At 65.8% G+C, this 17,596-nt stretch carries 13 protein-coding genes and 2 pseudogenes; 6 read left to right on the top strand and 9 right to left on the bottom strand.

All coding sequences use genetic code 11. From position 1 onward, the window contains the following. Nucleotides 1-45 precede the first annotated feature (45 nt). The 5 genes and pseudogenes from Q7T45_RS10510 (at nt 46) to trxA (ending at nt 8,438) form a co-directional block, all read left to right on the top strand. A complete protein-coding gene (locus tag Q7T45_RS10510) occupies nt 46-363 on the top strand; it encodes a PilZ domain-containing protein (RefSeq protein ID WP_304870437.1) in 318 nt (105 codons plus the stop codon). 117 nt (nt 364-480) lie between these two features. After that, on the top strand, nt 481-1,203 hold the full coding sequence (locus Q7T45_RS10505; protein ID WP_304870436.1) for a nucleotidyltransferase family protein: 723 nt from the start codon (nt 481-483) through the stop codon (nt 1,201-1,203). A gap of 167 nt (nt 1,204-1,370) precedes the next feature. After that, nucleotides 1,371-4,526, top strand: a complete 3,156-nt coding sequence (gene addB, locus Q7T45_RS10500; RefSeq protein ID WP_304870433.1) for a double-strand break repair protein AddB — start codon at nt 1,371-1,373, stop codon at nt 4,524-4,526. After that, nucleotides 4,520-8,051, top strand: a pseudogene (addA, locus tag Q7T45_RS10495) (double-strand break repair helicase AddA). Before addB ends, addA begins: the two are co-directional and overlap by 7 nt. A gap of 66 nt (nt 8,052-8,117) precedes the next feature. Next, nucleotides 8,118-8,438: a thioredoxin gene (gene trxA, locus Q7T45_RS10490; RefSeq protein ID WP_192736238.1), complete on the top strand. Its 321-nt coding sequence runs from the start codon at nt 8,118-8,120 to the stop codon at nt 8,436-8,438. 170 nt (nt 8,439-8,608) lie between these two features. Here trxA and Q7T45_RS10485 read toward each other — a convergent pair whose 3' ends face one another. The 4 genes from Q7T45_RS10485 to trpA all read right to left on the bottom strand — a co-directional run bounded on the left by Q7T45_RS10485 (nt 8,609) and on the right by trpA (nt 12,650). Continuing rightward, a complete protein-coding gene (locus tag Q7T45_RS10485) occupies nt 8,609-9,349 on the bottom strand; it encodes a metallophosphoesterase (protein ID WP_304870430.1) in 741 nt (246 codons plus the stop codon). Between the two features lie 76 nt (nt 9,350-9,425). Then, nucleotides 9,426-10,769, bottom strand: coding sequence for a folylpolyglutamate synthase/dihydrofolate synthase family protein (locus Q7T45_RS10480; RefSeq protein WP_304870428.1), 1,344 nt, complete (start codon nt 10,767-10,769; stop codon nt 9,426-9,428). Further along, nucleotides 10,766-11,707 carry an acetyl-CoA carboxylase, carboxyltransferase subunit beta gene (gene accD, locus Q7T45_RS10475; RefSeq protein ID WP_304870426.1) on the bottom strand — a complete coding sequence of 314 codons (942 nt, stop codon included), beginning with the start codon at nt 11,705-11,707 and terminating at the stop codon, nt 10,766-10,768. The genes Q7T45_RS10480 and accD overlap by 4 nt, the downstream gene beginning before the upstream one ends. 106 nt (nt 11,708-11,813) lie before the next feature. Then, the gene (gene trpA, locus Q7T45_RS10470) at nt 11,814-12,650 is read right to left on the bottom strand and encodes a tryptophan synthase subunit alpha (RefSeq protein WP_304870424.1); all 837 of its coding nucleotides are present in this window, start codon (nt 12,648-12,650) and stop codon (nt 11,814-11,816) included. Between the two features lie 72 nt (nt 12,651-12,722). On the opposite strand from trpA, the gene Q7T45_RS10465 reads away from it, so the two are divergent. Beyond that, nucleotides 12,723-13,067, top strand: coding sequence for an endonuclease domain-containing protein (locus Q7T45_RS10465; protein WP_304870422.1), 345 nt, complete (start codon nt 12,723-12,725; stop codon nt 13,065-13,067). A gap of 79 nt (nt 13,068-13,146) precedes the next feature. Here Q7T45_RS10465 and trpB read toward each other — a convergent pair whose 3' ends face one another. From trpB to sppA, 5 genes and pseudogenes are all read right to left on the bottom strand, one after another. Continuing rightward, entirely contained in the window at nt 13,147-14,364 is a 1,218-nt protein-coding gene (gene trpB / locus Q7T45_RS10460; RefSeq protein WP_304870420.1) for a tryptophan synthase subunit beta, read from the bottom strand. A 190-nt stretch (nt 14,365-14,554) separates the two neighbouring features. Continuing rightward, a pseudogene (locus Q7T45_RS10455) lies at nt 14,555-15,193 on the bottom strand (phosphoribosylanthranilate isomerase); the annotation flags it as partial. An 80-nt stretch (nt 15,194-15,273) separates the two neighbouring features. After that, the gene (locus tag Q7T45_RS10450) at nt 15,274-15,666 is read right to left on the bottom strand and encodes a lipopolysaccharide assembly LapA domain-containing protein (protein ID WP_304870418.1); all 393 of its coding nucleotides are present in this window, start codon (nt 15,664-15,666) and stop codon (nt 15,274-15,276) included. A 100-nt stretch (nt 15,667-15,766) separates the two neighbouring features. Beyond that, nucleotides 15,767-16,072 carry an integration host factor subunit beta gene (locus tag Q7T45_RS10445; RefSeq protein WP_304870416.1) on the bottom strand — a complete coding sequence of 102 codons (306 nt, stop codon included), beginning with the start codon at nt 16,070-16,072 and terminating at the stop codon, nt 15,767-15,769. A 172-nt stretch (nt 16,073-16,244) separates the two neighbouring features. Further along, a complete protein-coding gene (sppA, locus tag Q7T45_RS10440; protein WP_304870414.1) occupies nt 16,245-17,225 on the bottom strand; it encodes a signal peptide peptidase SppA in 981 nt (326 codons plus the stop codon). Nucleotides 17,226-17,596: the final 371 nt, after the last annotated feature.

The raw sequence follows: 17,596 nt of genomic DNA, 5'->3' as shown, positions 1-17,596 counted from the left end.
CTGCCCCGAAAGCCCGGGGTGTGGCGGCTTTGGCGGAGCAAATCAATGGCGACGAGCGAGCGGCGCAAGGGCGAACGCGTGATCTTTGAGCGCGGTTTTTCCGCGCACATGATGGGCATCGACGGCACCTGGCGGCGCGAATGCACGATGGAAGACGTGTCGGAAACCGGCGCCAAGCTCACGGTTGAGGGCTCGGTCGAGGGGTTGCATCTGAAGGAATTCTTCCTGCTGCTGTCGTCCACCGGCCTGGCCTACCGCCGCTGCGAGCTGTCCTGGGTCAATGGCGACCAGATCGGCGTCAATTTCATCAAAACCGGCGCCAAGCTGAAAAAAGCCAAGCGCTCGCAAGAGGCCGACGCCTGAGGGTGACGCCGTCGTATGGCCGTCATGCCGGACGACTAAGGCGTCATGATCCATGCGGCCAGCGAATCGCCGTGATATGATTGCGGTTCACCATAACTGTTCGAGAAGTTTCCAAAAATGTCCGTCAAGCCCACCAAAGCCATGGTCCTCGCCGCCGGTCTTGGCCTGCGCATGCGTCCCCTGACCGACAACATGCCGAAGCCGCTGGTGCGCGTGGCCGGCAGCGCCTTGCTCGATCATGTGCTGGACAAGCTCGGCGACGCTGGCGTCGAAGAGGCCGTCGTCAATGTGCATTACCTGCCCGACCAGATCATCGATCACACCAAGGGGCGAACCCGGCCCCGCGTGATCATTTCGGATGAGCGTGACCAGGTGCTCGGCACCGGCGGCGCCGTCGTCAAGGCGCTGCCTTTGCTGGGCGACGCGCCGTTCTTCCATGTCAACGCCGACACCCTATGGATCGATGGCGTGCGGCCCAATCTGGCCCGGCTGGCGGAAGCCTTCGACCCCGCGCGGATGGATATCCTGCTGCTGATGGCGCCGACGGCGAGCAGCATCGGCTATGCCGGCCGCGGCGATTACGCCATGCTGGCCGACGGCGTGCTGCGCAAGCGCCGGGAACACGAGGTGGTTCCGTTCGTCTATGCCGGTGCCGCGATCATGTCGCCGTCACTGTTCGCCGACGCGCCGAAGGGCGAATTTTCGCTGACCCGGAAATTTGATTCCGCCAACGAGCAGGGGCGGCTGTTCGGCCTGCGGCTGGACGGCGTGTGGATGCATGTCGGAACCCCCGACGCGGTGCAGGCGGCGGAACGGGCGTTCCTCGCCAGCGTGGCGTAGGGACACCCGTCATTCCGGGACGATGCAAGGCATCGAACCCGGAATGACGACCACAATAACTTCGAAAACAACCCCATGCACAGATACAGAAGCCTGCATATTCAATAAGATATGCACGCCGAAGGCGCCCATGCCATGATGCCCCCTGATCCCGAATCAGGCAGCTCATGCGCGTTTTCAGCGTCCCAGTATCCGCGCCGTTCCTGCGCACCGTCATCGCCGCTCTGGTCGATGGCAGGCTGGTCGAGGGCTTCGAGGCCCGCAGCGATCCGGCCAGGCTGGCGCAGGCGACGCTGTATCTGCCGACCCTGCGCGCCGGGCGCATGGCGCGGGAAATCTTTCTCGACGAGCTGAAGACCGACGCGGTGGTGCTGCCGCGCATCGTGGCACTTGGCGACATCGACGAGGACGAGCTGGCGTTCGCGCAGGCCACCTCGCCCGGATCGGCCGCGCTGGAAATTCCCCCCGCGATGGACGGGCTGCAGCGCCGCCTGCTGCTGGCGCAACTGATCGCCGCATGGGCGAAGCAGATCCGGCCGGCCGACGCGGCGCAGGCGCCGCTGGTGACCGGCGGACCGGCCTCGACGCTGGCGCTGGCCGACGATCTGGCGCGGCTGATGGACGACATGGTGACCCGCAAGGTCGAATGGAGCGCGCTCGATGGGCTGGTGCCGGATGCGCTCGACCGGTACTGGCAGCTCACGCTGCAGTTCCTCGACATCGCCAAGACGGCGTGGCCCAATATCCTCGCCGCGCATGGCAGGATCGAGCCGGCGGCGCGACGCGATCTGTTGATCGAGGCCGAAGCCGCCCGCCTGACCGCGCATCATGACGGGCCGGTGATCGCGGCGGGTTCGACCGGATCGATGCCGTCGACCGCACGACTGCTGCAGACCGTCGCCGGCCTGCCGCGGGGCGCAGTAGTGCTGCCGGGGCTCGATACCGATCTCGACGACGATGCCTGGCAATTGATCGGCGGCGTCCAGACTACGGATGGCAGGTTCACCGCGCATCCGGCATCGAACCATCCGCAATTCGCGATGCACGCGCTGCTCGACCGCTTCGGCATCAAGCGCGGCGACGTCGAAATTTTAGGGAGCCCGGCGCCGCATGGGCGCGACGTGCTGGTCTCCGAGGCGATGCGGCCCTCGAATGCGACCGCGCAATGGCACCGGCGGCTGGGCGAGCCGGAGGTTTTGGAAAAGATTTCGCGGGGGATGACCAGCCTCGCCGTCATCGCGGCGGCCAATCCCGAGATGGAGGCGCTGGCGATCGCGGTGGCGATGCGCGAGGCGCGACACCTGAACAAATCGGCGGCGCTGGTGACACCGGATCGCGCGCTGGCGCGGCGCGTGGCCGCGGCGCTCGGCCGCTGGAACCTGGAATTCGACGATTCCGGCGGCGACGCGCTGACGGACACGTCGGCGGGAATTTTCGCCAGGCTCGCCGCCGAGGCGGCGGCCAACGGGCTGGAGCCGCCGACGCTGCTGGCACTGCTAAAGCATCCGCTGTGCCGGCTCGGCGGCGCGCACGGCGCTTTCAAGAGTGCCATCGAGGTGCTCGAGCTGGCGCTGTTGCGCGGCACGCGTCCGCAAGCAGGAAGCAGCGGGTTGGCCCGCGATCTCTCCCGATTTCGCCAGGAGCTGACAAAACTCCGCAAAGGCGAGACGTCCTCGCTGCACCGCGCCGAGCCGCGCGCCGGACTCACCAACGAAGAACTCGATTTGGCCCAGGCGCTGGTTGAACTGTTGCGAAAAGCCCTCGCTCCGCTCGAAAGCCTCGGCGCGTCGAAGCCGCATGACTTCGCCGAACTTGCAACACGCCATCGCGATGTCCTGCTGGAATTGTCGCGCGACCCGGATGGCGTCGCGGTCGCCTTCGACGGGCCGCAAGGCTCGGCGCTTGCAGCCGCCTTCGACGATCTGCTCGCGGGACAGGCGCCGAGCGGCCTGATGGTCGAACTCGGCGACTACCCCGAAGTATTCCAGACCGCGTTCGCCGACCGCATCGTGCGGCGGCCGGAATCGGCGCGGGCGCAGCTTCACATCTACGGCCAGCTGGAAGCGCGGTTGACGCAATCCGACCGAATCATTCTGGGCGGGCTGGTCGAAGGGGTCTGGCCGCCGCAGCCTCGGATCGATCCGTGGCTGAGCCGGCCGATGCGGCACGAGCTCGGCCTCGATTTGCCGGAGCGGCGCATCGGCCTCTCCGCGCATGATTTTGCCCAGCTGCTCGGCGCCGATGACGTGATCCTCAGTCACGCCGCGAAGGTTGGCGGCGCGCCCGCCGTTGCGTCGCGTTTCCTGCACCGGCTCGAAGCGGTGGCGGGCGAGCAATGCTGGGACGCCGCAGTCGCGGCCGGCGAAAAATATGTCGGCTACGCCGACCGGCTCGACAGCCCCGACAAGGTCGAACCGATCAAGCAGCCCGCGCCAAAGCCGCCGCGCGCGGTCAGGCCGTTGAAACTGTCGGTGACGGCGATCGAAGACTGGCTGCGCGACCCCTATACGATCTACGCCAAATACATTCTGAAGCTTGCGCCGCTCGACCCCGTCGACATGCCGCTGTCGGCCGCCGACCGCGGTTCGGCGATCCACGATGCGCTCGGCGAATTCACGCAAGTGTACGCCACCGCGCTGCCCGACGATCCCGCGCGCGAGTTGCGCCGCATCGGCGAGAAATATTTTGCGCCGTTGATGGAACGGCCGGAAGCCCGCGCGCTGTGGTGGCCACGGTTTAACCGGATCGCCGGATGGTTCTCGGCCTGGGAAATCGTGCGGCGCGGCGATGTCAGTGCCATCGAGGCCGAAATTCGCGGCGAAATTCCGATCCCGCTCGACAATGCCCGCATCTTCCATCTGTCGGCGCGCGCCGACCGGATCGAACGCCGCCGTGACGGCAGTTTTGCCATTCTCGATTACAAGACCGGGCAACCGCCGACCGGCAAGCAGGTTCGCATGGGGCTGTCGCCGCAGCTGACGCTGGAGGCGGCGATCCTGCGCGAGGGCGGTTTTGCAGGCATTGCGGCGGGCGCCTCGGTCAGCGAACTCGGTTATGTCAGGCTCAGCGGCAACAATCCGCCGGGCGAAGCGAAGCCGCTGGAGTTGAAGATCAACAAAAGCGATCAGGCGCAGCTACCCGATGCCGCCGCCGATGAAGCCCGCAACAAGCTGGAAAACCTGATCCGCGCCTTCGAGAATGAAGCGCAACCCTATACCTCGCTCAATCTGTCGATGTGGGCGAACCGCTACGGCTCGTACGACGATCTCGCGCGGATCAAGGAGTGGTCCGCCGCGGGCGGCCTGGGGATCGAGGAATGGTAGCCGCGCCGCGCCCCATTCCCGACGCCGTCCGCGCGACGCAGGCGCGCGCGTCCGACCCCGCGTCTTCCGCCTTCGTCTCGGCCAATGCCGGCTCGGGCAAGACCCATGTGCTGGTGCAGCGGGTGATCCGGCTCTTGCTCAGCAATGTGCCGCCGGAAAAAATCCTCTGCATCACCTTCACCAAGGCCGCCGCCGCCAACATGGCGGAGCGGGTGTTCTCCACCCTCGGCCACTGGGTCACGCTCGATGACAGGGCGCTGGACGAAGCGATCGTCGAGGCAGGCATCGCGCGCGTCGATGCGAAGCTCCGCATGCGCGCCCGCGAATTGTTCGCCTCCGCGCTGGAGACGCCGGGCGGGCTGAAGGTGCAGACCATCCACGCGCTGTGCACCCGGCTGCTGCAGCAATTTCCGTTCGAGGCCAATGTGCCGGCGCGCTTCGCCGTGCTCGACGACCGCGACCAGACCGCGATGATGGAGCGCGCCAACCTCGCGGTGCTGCTCGAAGCCTCCAGCGATCCCGACAGCCCGACCGGGCGCGCCTTGACGGTCGCGATGGCCAGTGCGGCCGACGTCACCTTCAAGGATGTCGTGCGCGAGGCCTGTCTCAGCCGCGACCATTTCATGGCTTGGACCGACGGCGCCGGTTCCGCCGATGCCGCGGCGGCGCAGGTGTCCGACGCGCTCGGGGTCGATCCCGGCGATTCCATCGAGAGTGTCGAACGCGAGATTGTCGACGGGCCGCATCTACCGCGATCGCGGTGGGAGGAGGTCGCCGCCATTCTCGGTGTCAGCAGCAACGCCGATCAGGCTCAGGCCGGGCGGCTGCGCCAGGCGCTGGTGCTCTCCGGCATCGAGCAGGTCGACAAGTATCTCGAGGTGTTTCTTACCGACGCCAGCACGCCGCGCAAATCGGTGGTGACAAAAAAACTTTGCGACGCCCGGCCGCAGCTCGCCCAATGGTTCGACGCCGAAGCCGGCCGGCTCCACACCCTGATCGAGCGGCGCCGCGCGCTGACCCAGCGCGACCGCACCCAGGCACTGCTGCAGATCGCCACGGCGGCGGCGGCGAACTACCGCCGCGAGAAACAGGAACGCGGCCTGCTCGATTATGACGATCTGATCGACAAGACGCTGGCGATGCTGAATGGCGGCGCATCCGCCTGGGTGCATTACAAGCTCGATCGCGGCGTCGACCACGTGCTGATCGACGAGGCGCAGGACACCAGCCCACGGCAATGGGACATCGTCGACCACATCATTTCCGAATTCACCTCCGGCGAGGGCGCGCGCGACGGCGTCGTGCGCACGGTGTTCGCGGTCGGCGACGAGAAGCAGTCGATCTTCTCGTTCCAGGGCGCAGCACCCCGCGAGTTCGATGCCCGCCGCAGATCGCTGCACAGGAAGTTCGTGGACGCCGGACTGAAATTCGATCCGATCTCGTTCACCTATTCGTTCCGCTCCGGGCCGTCGATCCTGCAATCGGTCGACCATGTGTTCCGCGAGCAGGAAATTTACGGCAGCATTCACGCGGTCGAAACCGGCTATCCGATCCATCATTCGCTCGACGACGCCGGGCCGAGCCTGATCGATCTCTGGGAATTGGCCGAAGCCGACGACCGCCAGGACATCGAGGGCTGGCGCGCGCCGTTCGACGGGGTGTCGGCGACTTCACCGGAAGTGAAACTTTCAAAGCGCATCCAGGCCGAGATCAAGTCGCTGGTCGAAGGCGGCACCATGACCGGCCACACCGGCAAGCGCCGCCGCTTGCGTTACGGCGACGTGCTGGTGTTGGTGCGGCGGCGCGGCAACGCCTTCGACGCCGTGATCCAGGCGCTGAAACACGCCAATGTCCCGGTCGCCGGCGCCGACCGGCTGAAATTGACCGAGCACATCGCTATCATCGACCTGATGAATCTCGCCGATGCACTGCTGCTGCCGCAGGACGACCTGGCGCTCGCGGTGGCGCTCAAAAGCCCGCTGTTCGGGCTGGATGACGACGACCTGTTCACGCTGGCGCGGGCGCGCAAGGGATCGCTGCGCAACGCACTGAGCCTTCACGCCGCGGCTGACGGCAAATTCGCCGAGGCGCTGAGGCGTCTCGAAGCCTGCGAGCGCCGGTTTGCCGCCGAGCCGCCGTTTGCCTTCTATGCATGGCTGCTCGGCGGCGATGGCGGTCGCAAGCGGATCCTGAAGCGGCTCGGCCATGAGGCCAATGACGCGCTCGACGAATTTCTCGAACTGGCCCTGGGCTATGAGCGCAAGGCGCCGGCCTCGCTGCAGGGTTTTATGGCGTGGCTGCGCGCCGCCGATACCGAAGTGAAGCGCGACATGGAAATCTCGCGCGACGAAGTCCGCGTCATGACCGTGCACGGCGCCAAGGGGCTGGAGGCGCCGGTCGTGTTCCTGGTCGACACCACCTCGTCGCCGGCCGATACCCAGCGCCTGAAGCTGATCCATCTGCCGCGCGGCAATGCGCAGCCGCACGCGCCCGGCGTCGTGGTCTGGGCCGGCAGGAAGGCCGACGATCCCGCCGCGGTCGCGGCTGCGCGCACCGGGATGCTTGCAGAGACCGAGGACGAATACCGCCGCCTGCTCTATGTGGCGATGACGCGGGCGGCCGACCGCCTGATCGTCGGCGGCTGCATGCCCGGCAACATGAAGAGCGTGCGCGAATTCTCCTGGTACGACCTGATCGTCAAGGGCCTCGGCAATTCCGGATTGCAGCTGCAGGAGTTCGAGACGGCCGACGGCCTGGTGGTGAAGCGCTATTCGCGGCCCGAGGATGTCGCGGCTCCTACCGCCGCGGCTGCCGCGCCGGCGGCAAACACCCGGACCGAGCTGCCGTCATGGTTGCGCGGCGCCGCGCCCGCGGAACCATCCGCCGACAATCTGCTGCGGCCGTCCGATCCCGCCACAAGCGAGGGCCATCCGGTCAGATCAGGCGAATCAATCCAGCTGCGGGCACGGGCGCTGTTGCGCGGCACGCTTGTGCACCGGCTGCTGCAATCCCTGCCTGACGTCGTCGCCGAAGGCCGCCGCGACGCGGCGCTGCGGTATCTCGCCCGCAACGCCGGCGACTGGACCGACGCTGACCGCGCGGCGCTCGCCGAATCGATGCTGGCGTTGATCGGGTATCCACGCTTCGCGCCGGTATTCGCGGCCGGCAGCCGGGCCGAGGTCTCGATCGCCGGCAGGCTGGAGCGGCCGGGGCGGTCGCCGGCCCTGGTTTCGGGGCAGATCGACCGGCTGGCGGTGACCGCAGCCGAGGTCTTGATCGTCGATTACAAGACGAATCATGCCCCGCCGGCGGCCCTGGCCGGGGCCCCCACGGGCTATGTCCGGCAGCTGGCGCTCTACCGGGCGGTATTGCAGAAGCTTTATCCCCAACTGCCGGTCCGCGCCGCGCTGCTCTGGACCGAAACCCCTGAATTAATGGAGATTTCTACTCCTGCGCTGGACGCGGCACTGGCAACCGTCGTCCGAGGGGATGACCGAGCTTGACCCGGCAAGACCGCGTTCATAGGTTGATTGCATGATCTGGCGGGCGATTCTTATCCCGCGTCTTCCCCAACCCGAACGAGGTATACCCATGGCCGTTGGCAAGGTTTCTGACGCCGATTTCGAAGCCGAAGTGCTCAACGCGACCGGGCCGGTCGTGGTCGATTTCTGGGCCGAGTGGTGCGGCCCCTGCCGCATGATCGCACCCGCGCTCGACGAGATTTCCGGCGCGATGGGCGACAAGGTCAAGATCGTGAAGCTGAACGTCGACGAGAGCCCGAAGACGGCCTCGAAATACGGCGTGATGTCGATCCCGACCCTGATGATCTTCAAGGGCGGCGAGATGGCCTCGCGCCAGGTCGGCGCCGCGCCGAAGGCAAAGCTGCAGCAGTGGATCACCGCTGCGGTCTGATCCGTCTCGCGCGATCACTGGTTCCGACGGCCGGCGCTTCGCCGGCCGTTTGCTTTTAGCGCTTGCTTTGGCAACTCCCGTAGCCCGGATGGAGCGAAGCGTAATCCGGGGGGACTGCGCAAGCGTGCAATTTGTGCCGGATTGCGCTTCGCTCCATCCGGGCTACGGGACTAACGTACCCATCCCGTCGCCAGCGCGGAGGCGAATTCAGCAAAGCCCTTTTTCCGCGCCAGCGCCGCCATCGCTTCGTGATCGTAAGGCACATGCCGGAACGTCACTCGCCACTCGCTGCCAGTCAGTTCGAGGACTGCGTAACGCGCGTCCGGCGTGCCCGCCTCGATCAGATGCGGATACGGCACGTTGTAGGAAAAGCCGGGAACGCCGACGCTGCCGGGATTCACCACCATGCGTCCGTCACCGAGCCGCACCGCCCGCGCGATATGAGTATGGGCGCAGAGAATCAGCGACTGCGAAATTCCTTCCGCTTCCTTCTCGATGGCTTCCAGCGTTGACAACGTGACCGAGCCGTCCGGCGTCACCGTCTCCAGCCAGTAGAGATCGTCGTTGCCGGGCGTGCCGTGGCAGAGAAAGACCTGGTCGCGAAAGATCTGTGTCGGCGGGATGGTCCGCAGCCAATCGAGATGTTGCTTGTCGAGTTGCGCGTAAGCGGGCCGGTCCCACGAGCCCAGCTTCTCCGGCGGCCGGTCGATCAGCCAGCGATCGTGATTGCCCAGCACATGGACGGCGTCGAGCGCCATCAGCGCATCCATCGTTTTTCCCGCTTCGAGCGGGCTGCTCGCCATATCGCCGAGATTAACGATCGCGTCGATGCCCTGGGCGCGGATGTCGGCCACGACGGCTTCGAGGGCGAGATGGTTTCCGTGCACATCGGCGATCGCGGCAAAGCGCATGGTGATTCCTGTTGTGGGTCCCGGCTCTGCGGTGCACCGCCAAGTCGCGCTGCACCGCGTCCGGGACACGAGGATGTTAGCCCGGCGGGGTGCCGTTGGCGGCCAGCACCTGCCCCGCGAGATACAGCGATCCCGTGATCAGGATGCGCGGCGGCACCTCATAGGCGAGCCGCGCCAGCGAACGCAAGGCGGCTTCGACGCTGCCAAGGGTTTCCACGCGCATGCCGAGCGCGCGGGCGGCATCCGCCAGCCGATCCGGCGACATGGCGGTGTCGCGACCTTCGATCGGCACCGCGATGATGTGGCGGGTGAGGCCGGCGAAATTGGCGAGAAACGCTTTGGCATCCTTGTTGGCCATCATGCCTGTTATCACCACCAGCGGACGCGATACCCGCTCCTCGAGATCGCCGAGCGCGGCGGCGACGACGCGCCCGCCCTCGGCATTGTGGCCGCCGTCGAGCCAGACCTCGCAGCCCGGCGGCGCCTGGTCCACCAGCGCGCCCGACGCCAGCCGCTGCATCCGCGCCGGCCATTCGGCGCTGACAATGCCAGCCTCGAACGCCGCGCTGTCGACGTTCAATGTATCCAGCGCGCGCAGCGTGGCGATGGCGAGCCCGGCATTGTCGAACTGATGCCGGCCGAACAATTTTGGCGCCGCCAGATCCATCAACCCGCGTTCGTCCTGATAGACCAGCCGTCCGCGCTCGACACTGACGTGCCACTCCTGCCCGGCGCTATACAGCGGCGCGTGCATGCGCTTGGCCTGCGTCTCGATGATGGTGGCGGCGTCGGGCGATTGCTCCGCGCAAATCACCGGCACGTGGCGCTTGATGATGGCGGCCTTTTCCCCGGCGATCGTCGTCAGCGTGTCGCCGAGAAACTCGGTGTGGTCCATGCTGACCGGCGCGATCACGGTGGCGAGCGGCGACTCGATCACGTTGGTGGCGTCGAGCCGCCCGCCGAGACCGACTTCCAGCAGCACCACATCGGCCGGGTGCTGCGCGAACAGGCAGAGCGCCGCCGCGGTTTCAATTTCGAAAAGGGTGATGGGAGCGCCCGCATTGGCCTGCTCGCAACGTTCCAGCACCGCACGCAATTCTTCGTCGCCGACCAGCGTGCCGCCGCCGGCTGCGCCCAAACGATAGCATTCGTTGATCCGCACCAATGAGGGCGAGGTATAGACGTGAACGCGCAGGGTTGCTGCTTCCAGAATCGCGCGCAGATAGGCGATCGTCGAACCCTTGCCATTGGTGCCGGCGACATGAATCACCGGCGGCAGCTCGCGTTCGGGATGTCCGAGCCGCTTCAGCAAGAGCTGCATCCGCTCCAGGCCGAGATCGATGCGGTTGGGATGCAGCGCGGACAGCCGCGCGATCAATTCGCCGAGCGGCTGATCTCGTTTGGCAGCCGGTGAATTCACGCCTGGGGTGCTGCCGGCGTCACGTCCGCGGGTGAGACGATATGGGCGGCCTCGATGACGGGGGTTGCGGGCTTCGCGGCGGTTTCCACCGCGGGCGCTTTCGTCAGCAGCCGGCACAGCCGCGCCAGCGTCGGGCGCAAATCGTGGCGATGCACCACCATGTCGACCATGCCGTGGTCTTTGAGATATTCCGCGCGCTGAAACCCTTCCGGCAATTTCTCGCGGATGGTCTGCTCGATCACGCGCGCGCCGGCAAAGCCGATCAGCGCGCCGGGCTCGGCGATCTGCACGTCGCCCAGCATGGCATAGGAGGCGGTGACGCCGCCGGTGGTCGGGTTGGTCAGCACCACGATATAGGGCTGTTTGGTCTCGCGCAGCATCTGCACGCCCACGGTGGTGCGCGGCATCTGCATCAGCGACAGGATGCCTTCCTGCATGCGGGCGCCGCCGGAAGCGGCGAACACGATGAACGGCGATTTCTTTTCGACCGCGAGCTCGAGCCCGCGCACGATCGCTTCGCCGGCGGCCATGCCGAGCGAGCCACCCATGAAATCGAAATCCTGCACCGCGATCACGACGCCGGCGCCCTCAAGCTTGCCGTAGCCGACCTTGATGGCGTCGTTCAGGCCGGTCCGGGCCCGGGCATCCTTGATGCGATCGGCATATTTACGCTCGTCGCGGAATTTCAGGGGATCGGCGGTCACCTCGGGCAGCGCGACGTCGAACCAGGTCTCGTTGTCGAACACCGATTTCAGCCGCGCCACCGCGCCCATGCGCATGTGGTAGTTCGATCCGGGAATCACGAACTGGTTGGCCTCGACGTCCTTGTAGAACACCAGCTGCCCGGAATCCGGGCACTTGATCCACAAATTCTCCGGCGTCTCGCGGCGCAGGATGTTGCGGATCTTCGGTCGGACGACGTTGGTGAGCCAATTCATGCTTCGCTCCGAAATGCGGTCAAATACGCATTACTTGGGAATATATGGCGGCCCGGGCGCTCGCCGGCAAGCCGCCGCAAATGCCTATGTCGCCCGCAATTGTGGCTTATTCGGCGGCCTGTTGGGCACCCCGAACCCCCTGGGCCAGGGCGGCGACGAGGTCAGCAACTGCGGTGACGGTTTTCGCCGTCCCGTGGCCCTCGGCATCGAGGCTGGCGGCCAGGGCATCGACCAGCGCGGTTCCGACCACGGCACCATCGGCATTTTCCGCGATGCCGCGGGCGGCCTCCGGGGTCCGGATGCCGAAGCCGACGCAGACCGGCAATTTGGTATGCCGCTTGATGCGGGCGACGGCTTCGCCGACCACGGCGGTATCGGCGCTGGCGCTGCCGGTGATGCCGGTGATCGAGACGTAGTAGACAAAGCCCGAGGTATTGGCGAGCACCGCGGGCAGCCGCTTGTCGTCCGTGGTGGGCGTCGCCAGCCGGATGAAATTCAGTCCCGCCTTCATCGCCGGCAGGCACAATTCGGCGTCTTCCTCCGGCGGCAGGTCGACGATGATCAGGCCGTCGACCCCGGCGGCTTTCGCATCGACGAGAAACTTGTCGACGCCGTAGATGTAGATCGGATTGTAGTAGCCCATCAGCACGATCGGGGTGGCGGTGTCGCCCTTGCGGAATTCGCCGACCATCGCCAGCGTTTTCTTCAGGGTCATGCCGGCCTTCAGCGCGCGCAGTCCGGCCGCCTGAATCGACGGACCATCCGCCATCGGATCGGTAAAGGGCATGCCGATCTCGATGATGTCGGCGCCGGCCTGCGGCAGCGCCTTGATGATCGCGAGCGAAGTCGCGGGATCGGGATCGCCGGCCATCAGGAAGGTGACAAAGGCCGAGCGGCCCTGTTTTTTCAACTCGGCGAAGCGGGCGTCGATACGGGTGGTCATGTGGCGGCGTTCGCTGTGCTATACCTCTCCCCGTTGGGGAGAGGTCGGCTGCGCAGCAGCCGGGTGAGGGGGATGGACAAGTTCAAGGCGAGAGCCCGAAAGCTTCGCTCGTCGCAAACCAGTGCCGAGGCGAAGCTTTGGCAAGCGCTGCGCAACCGGCGGCTGGCGCGGTGGAAATTTCGCCGCCAGCATTCGATCGATCGGTACATCGTCGACTTCGTGACGCTCGATGGAAAACTGATCGTCGAAGTCGACGGTGTTACGCACAGCGAGCCGGCGGAACTGGCGCGAGACAAAGCCCGGTCCGAAGTATTGGAAGCATGCGGATTTCTCGTGCTCCGCGTATCCAATACCGACGTGTACGACAATCTTGAGGGTGTGCTGGAAATGATCGAAAGCACGCTTCGGTCGGAGTGACCGGAAAGGCCCCTCACCCGGCTGCTGCGCAGCCGACCTCTCCCCAACGGGGAGAGGTGAAGAGAGCGGCGACGCTCGCTCATATCTTCTTCCCCGCCAAGATCTCCGCCACCTGCGGAATGTCCTTGTCGCCGCGGCCGGAGAGGTTGACCACCATCAGATGATCTTTCGGCCGCTTCGGCGCCAGTTCCATCACCTTGGCGATGGCATGCGCGGTTTCCAACGCGGGGATGATGCCTTCCTGCCGCGACAGCAGCTGGAACGCGGCCAGCGCCTCGTCGTCGGTGGCGCTGAGATAGGTGACGCGCTTGGTTTCGTAGAGCCAGGAATGCTCCGGGCCGATGCCGGGATAGTCCAGCCCGGCCGAAATCGAATGCGCGTCCTGGATCTGGCCGTCGTCGTCCATCAGCAGATAGGTACGGTTGCCGTGCAGCACGCCGGCCCTGCCGCCCGCGATCGACGCCGCGTGCAGCTGGGTCAGGCCATGGCCCGCGGCTTCGACGCCGAAGATCTCGACACTGGGGTCATCGAGGAACGGATGAAACAAACCGATGGCATTGGAGCCGCCGCCAATGCAGGCGACCAGCGAGTCCGGCAACCGGCCCTCGGCTTCCTGCATCTGGGCGCGCGTTTCGACACCGATGATCGACTGGAAGTCGCGCACCATCATCGGATACGGATGCGGGCCGGCGACGGTGCCGATGCAGTAAAACGTATCATGCACGTTGGTGACCCAGTCACGCAGCGCCTCGTTCATCGCGTCCTTCAGCGTGCGGGTGCCCGACTGCACCGGGACCACCCTGGCGCCCAGCATTTCCATCCGGAAAACGTTGGGTGCCTGACGCGCGACGTCGACCGCGCCCATATAGACGATGCATTCGAGCCCGAACCGCGCGCACAAAGTGGCGGTGGCGACGCCGTGCTGGCCGGCGCCGGTCTCGGCGATGATGCGCTTCTTGCCCATCCGCCGCGCCACCATGATCTGGCCGAGCACATTGTTGACCTTGTGCGAGCCGGTGTGGTTGAGCTCCTCGCGCTTGAAGTAGATTTTGGCGCCGCCGAGATACTCGGTCAGCCGTTCGGCGAAATACAGCGGCGACGGTCGGCCGACATAGTGCTTGAGGTAGCCGTTCATTTCGGCGTGGAACGCCGGATCGGCCTTGGCGGCGGCGTAGGCCTTTTCCAGCTCCAGGATCAGCGGCATCAGCGTTTCCGCGACGAAGCGGCCGCCGAATTTGCCGAAATGGCCGGTGTCGCCAGGACCGCTGCGGAAGGAATTCGGAAGATTGGGATTCATCGGACCATCAACTCTTGTTAGCGCGTCGCGCTGCCTCTGCTCCCTCGCCCCGCCCTTGCGGGGAGAGGGTTGGGGTGAGGGGCTCTTTCGGCAAATTCGGTGACAGATGTGAACGCGGTGAGTCCCCCTCACCCGGATCGCAAGAGCGATCCGACCTCTCCCCGTAAACGGGGAGAGGTGAAGTAAGGTCGGTGGCGCGCGCGGCGCGAATGAAATTGCGGATCATCTCGGGGTCCTTGATGCCGGGCGTGCGCTCGACGCCGGAGGAGACATCGACGCCGCCGGCGCGGGTGACGCGCACGGCTTCCGCGACATTGCCGGCATGCAGCCCGCCCGAGACCATGAACGGCAGTTTGAGGTCGAGATGTTCCAGCAGATGCCAGTCGAACACTGCGCCGAGGCCGCCCGGACGCGTGGCGTCCTTCGGCGCGCGGGCATCGAACAGGATGCGATCGGCGACCGCGGCATAGCCCGGCAGCGGCGCAAGATCGGCTGCGGTCGCAACCGCCATCGCCTTCATGACCGGCAATCCCAGGGCCTGCTTGATGTCGCGCAGCCGCGCCACGGTCTCCTTGCCGTGCACCTGCAAAATATCCGGCTGCAGCGCCTCGACGATATTGGCGAGCGTGGCGTCGTCGGCATCGACCGTGAGCGCCACCTTGACGGCGCGGCCCTTGGCCTGTTTGCCGAGGTCGCGTGCCGTCTCGAAGCTGATGTGCCGGGGCGAGGGCGGAAAGAACACGAATCCGACCATGTCCGCGCCGACCTGCAGCGCGACGTCGAGCGTCTCGCGCGTGGACAGGCCGCAGATTTTGACGATCAGGGACATGGTTTCAAAGCAAACTGGTTTCAAAGCACGGATACGGGCGGCAGCAACAGGCCAGGGCAAGGAAGCGGACGGGGCGGGTTCTACAACGTCGCGTCCTGCTTGTCTCGCCCGCCGGACCGATAGCCGCCGCCCTGCATCAGCGCGGGAAGGCGCTGCGGATCGCCTCGCAGGGCCGCTGTATTGGCGCGCAGATCGGCCAGTTCCGACCGCGCCGCCCGGGCGTCGGCCTCGTGCCGGCGCGCGGAGCGCCGCCAGTGGCTCTGCCGGAACCAGGTCGCCGTGCCGCCGACCATCACGCCAAGGATCGCCACCACGATGATGAGCACGAACAGCGGCAGCGTCACCGCGACCGTCGGATAGCTGGAATTGAACGGATCGAACGATACCGTCACCAGATGGCGGTTGGCGACCGCAAAGATCACGAAGAACAGGCCCAACGGAATCAGCAACAGGGCCGAGAAGAATTTTCGCATGATCATCTCTCGCGTTGCGAAGGCCGGCTTGGGCCGGCTCGTGTCTCCCGCCACGGGAACGCCAGGGGCAGCGGGCTGACCGCCGATACGCGTAAAACGCCTACGCGCCGGTGTCGGGAACTCCGCCGTCGCGGTTCAGCCGCTCGCGCATTTCCTTGCCCGTCTTGAAAAACGGAACGCTCTTCTGGTCGACCGGCACATGCGCGCCGGTGCGCGGATTGCGGCCGGCCCGGGCGGGACGATGCTTCACCGAGAACGCGCCGAAACCGCGCAGCTCGACCCGGTCGCCGCGCGCCAGGGCTGCCACGATCTCGTCGAGGATCGCGTTCACGATATTCTCGACATCCCGCTGATAGAGGTGCGGGTTGTGCTCGGCGATACGCTGAACAAGTTCGGATTTGATCATCGAGATTGGGACCCGGGAAGATGCGGAAATGCATTTCCGTGAAAATAGCTTGAACTGTCAAGACGCTAAATCGATTTTGGGCAGCGCGAAAAGGCGTGACAAGCGGCCGGATTCAGGATTGCGCCGACACCCGCAGTGCGGGAGAACGGCACGGACACCGGACATAAGCGGATCAATTGGCCCCCGCGGGCTGCCACAATGCGAGCATTCCATCGAGACTGAGGCGGTCGACGGCCCGGACCAGGCCGGCGTGCTCGACCTGGCGCGCGACCGCGCTCAACCCGAGCGCGTCCAGCGTAATGGAAGCCGCCGTTCGCAGAAAAGTCAGGTCGCCGAGCCGCGGCGTCAGCTTGAAATCTCGCACCGGCAAATCGGGCTTGACGTTTTTCTGGGCGACCAGCCAGGCAATGGCGGTCTTCTCGTCGCCGAGCGCGTCGACCAGCTTGAGTTCGACCGACTGGCGGCCGGTGAAGATCCGCCCGTCCGCGACTTTCTCGAGCAAGGCATCGTCCATGCCGCGCCGTTGCTTCACGAGGCCGCGAAACCAGGCATAGGAATCCTTGACCAGCGAATCCAGTGCGGCGCGCGCTTCCGGACTGGTCGGCTCAAATCCGTTGGGCGCGGCCTTCAACGGCGAAGACTTCACCTCCTCGACCTTGATGCCGACGGTCTTCATCAATTCGCTGAAATTCGGATACTGGAACAGGACACCGATCGAGCCTACCAGCGAGCTTTGCTGCGCCACGATATGATCGGCCGCAATCGCGGCGATGTAGCCGCCGGATGCCGCCAGTCCCTCGACCACGACCACCACCGGCTTCTTCGCCTTCAGGCGCACCAGCGCGTCGTAGAGCTGCTCGGAGCCGGCCGTGGTGCCGCCGGGCGAATTGATATGCACGACGACGGCCGCGGCGCGGGATTTTTCCAGCCGCTCCAGCGCCTCGACGCGGTCATTGTCGCTGCGGATCAGGCCGTCGATATGGACCCGCGCGATCGAGCCCGACGTCGTGAACGCGCCGCGTCCGGCCGGCGTCGCCACCACGGCAACGGTGACGATGGCCGCGATCACGACCAGGGCCGAGACCACGCGCCAGAACGTCAGCTTGCGGCGGATCCGGCGGCGATCGACGATCACGTCTGAATCAAGCGACATCGAGAATTCTCCCAGCGAGCGGTCGTTGAGGGGCCGCACGGTATTCTCCGCACAGCCCTAATATGTCGTGCCTCAATTACATCAATTGCGATGCAATATGAAGAAAACAAGGCCCGTGACGGCCGGCTACCGTCATGCCCGGGCTTGACGAACGCGAGGAATGATTGGTTCACCGAAACAAAAAGGGCCCCGGCCGAAACCGGGGCCCGATGGATGAAACGAGCAGGCCCGAGGCTTACTTGTCGGTGCGCTGCTTCAGCGCGGTGCCGAGAATGTCGCCCAGCGTCGCCCCCGAATCGGAGGAGCCGTACTGCGCGATGGCTTCCTTCTCTTCGGCGACTTCCAGTGCCTTGATCGACACCTGCACCTTG

It is taken from the genome of Bradyrhizobium sp. (assembly GCF_030646015.1).
In the GTDB taxonomy this organism is placed as follows: domain Bacteria; phylum Pseudomonadota; class Alphaproteobacteria; order Rhizobiales; family Xanthobacteraceae; genus Bradyrhizobium.
This window is presented reverse-complemented; position numbering and strand designations above follow the sequence as displayed.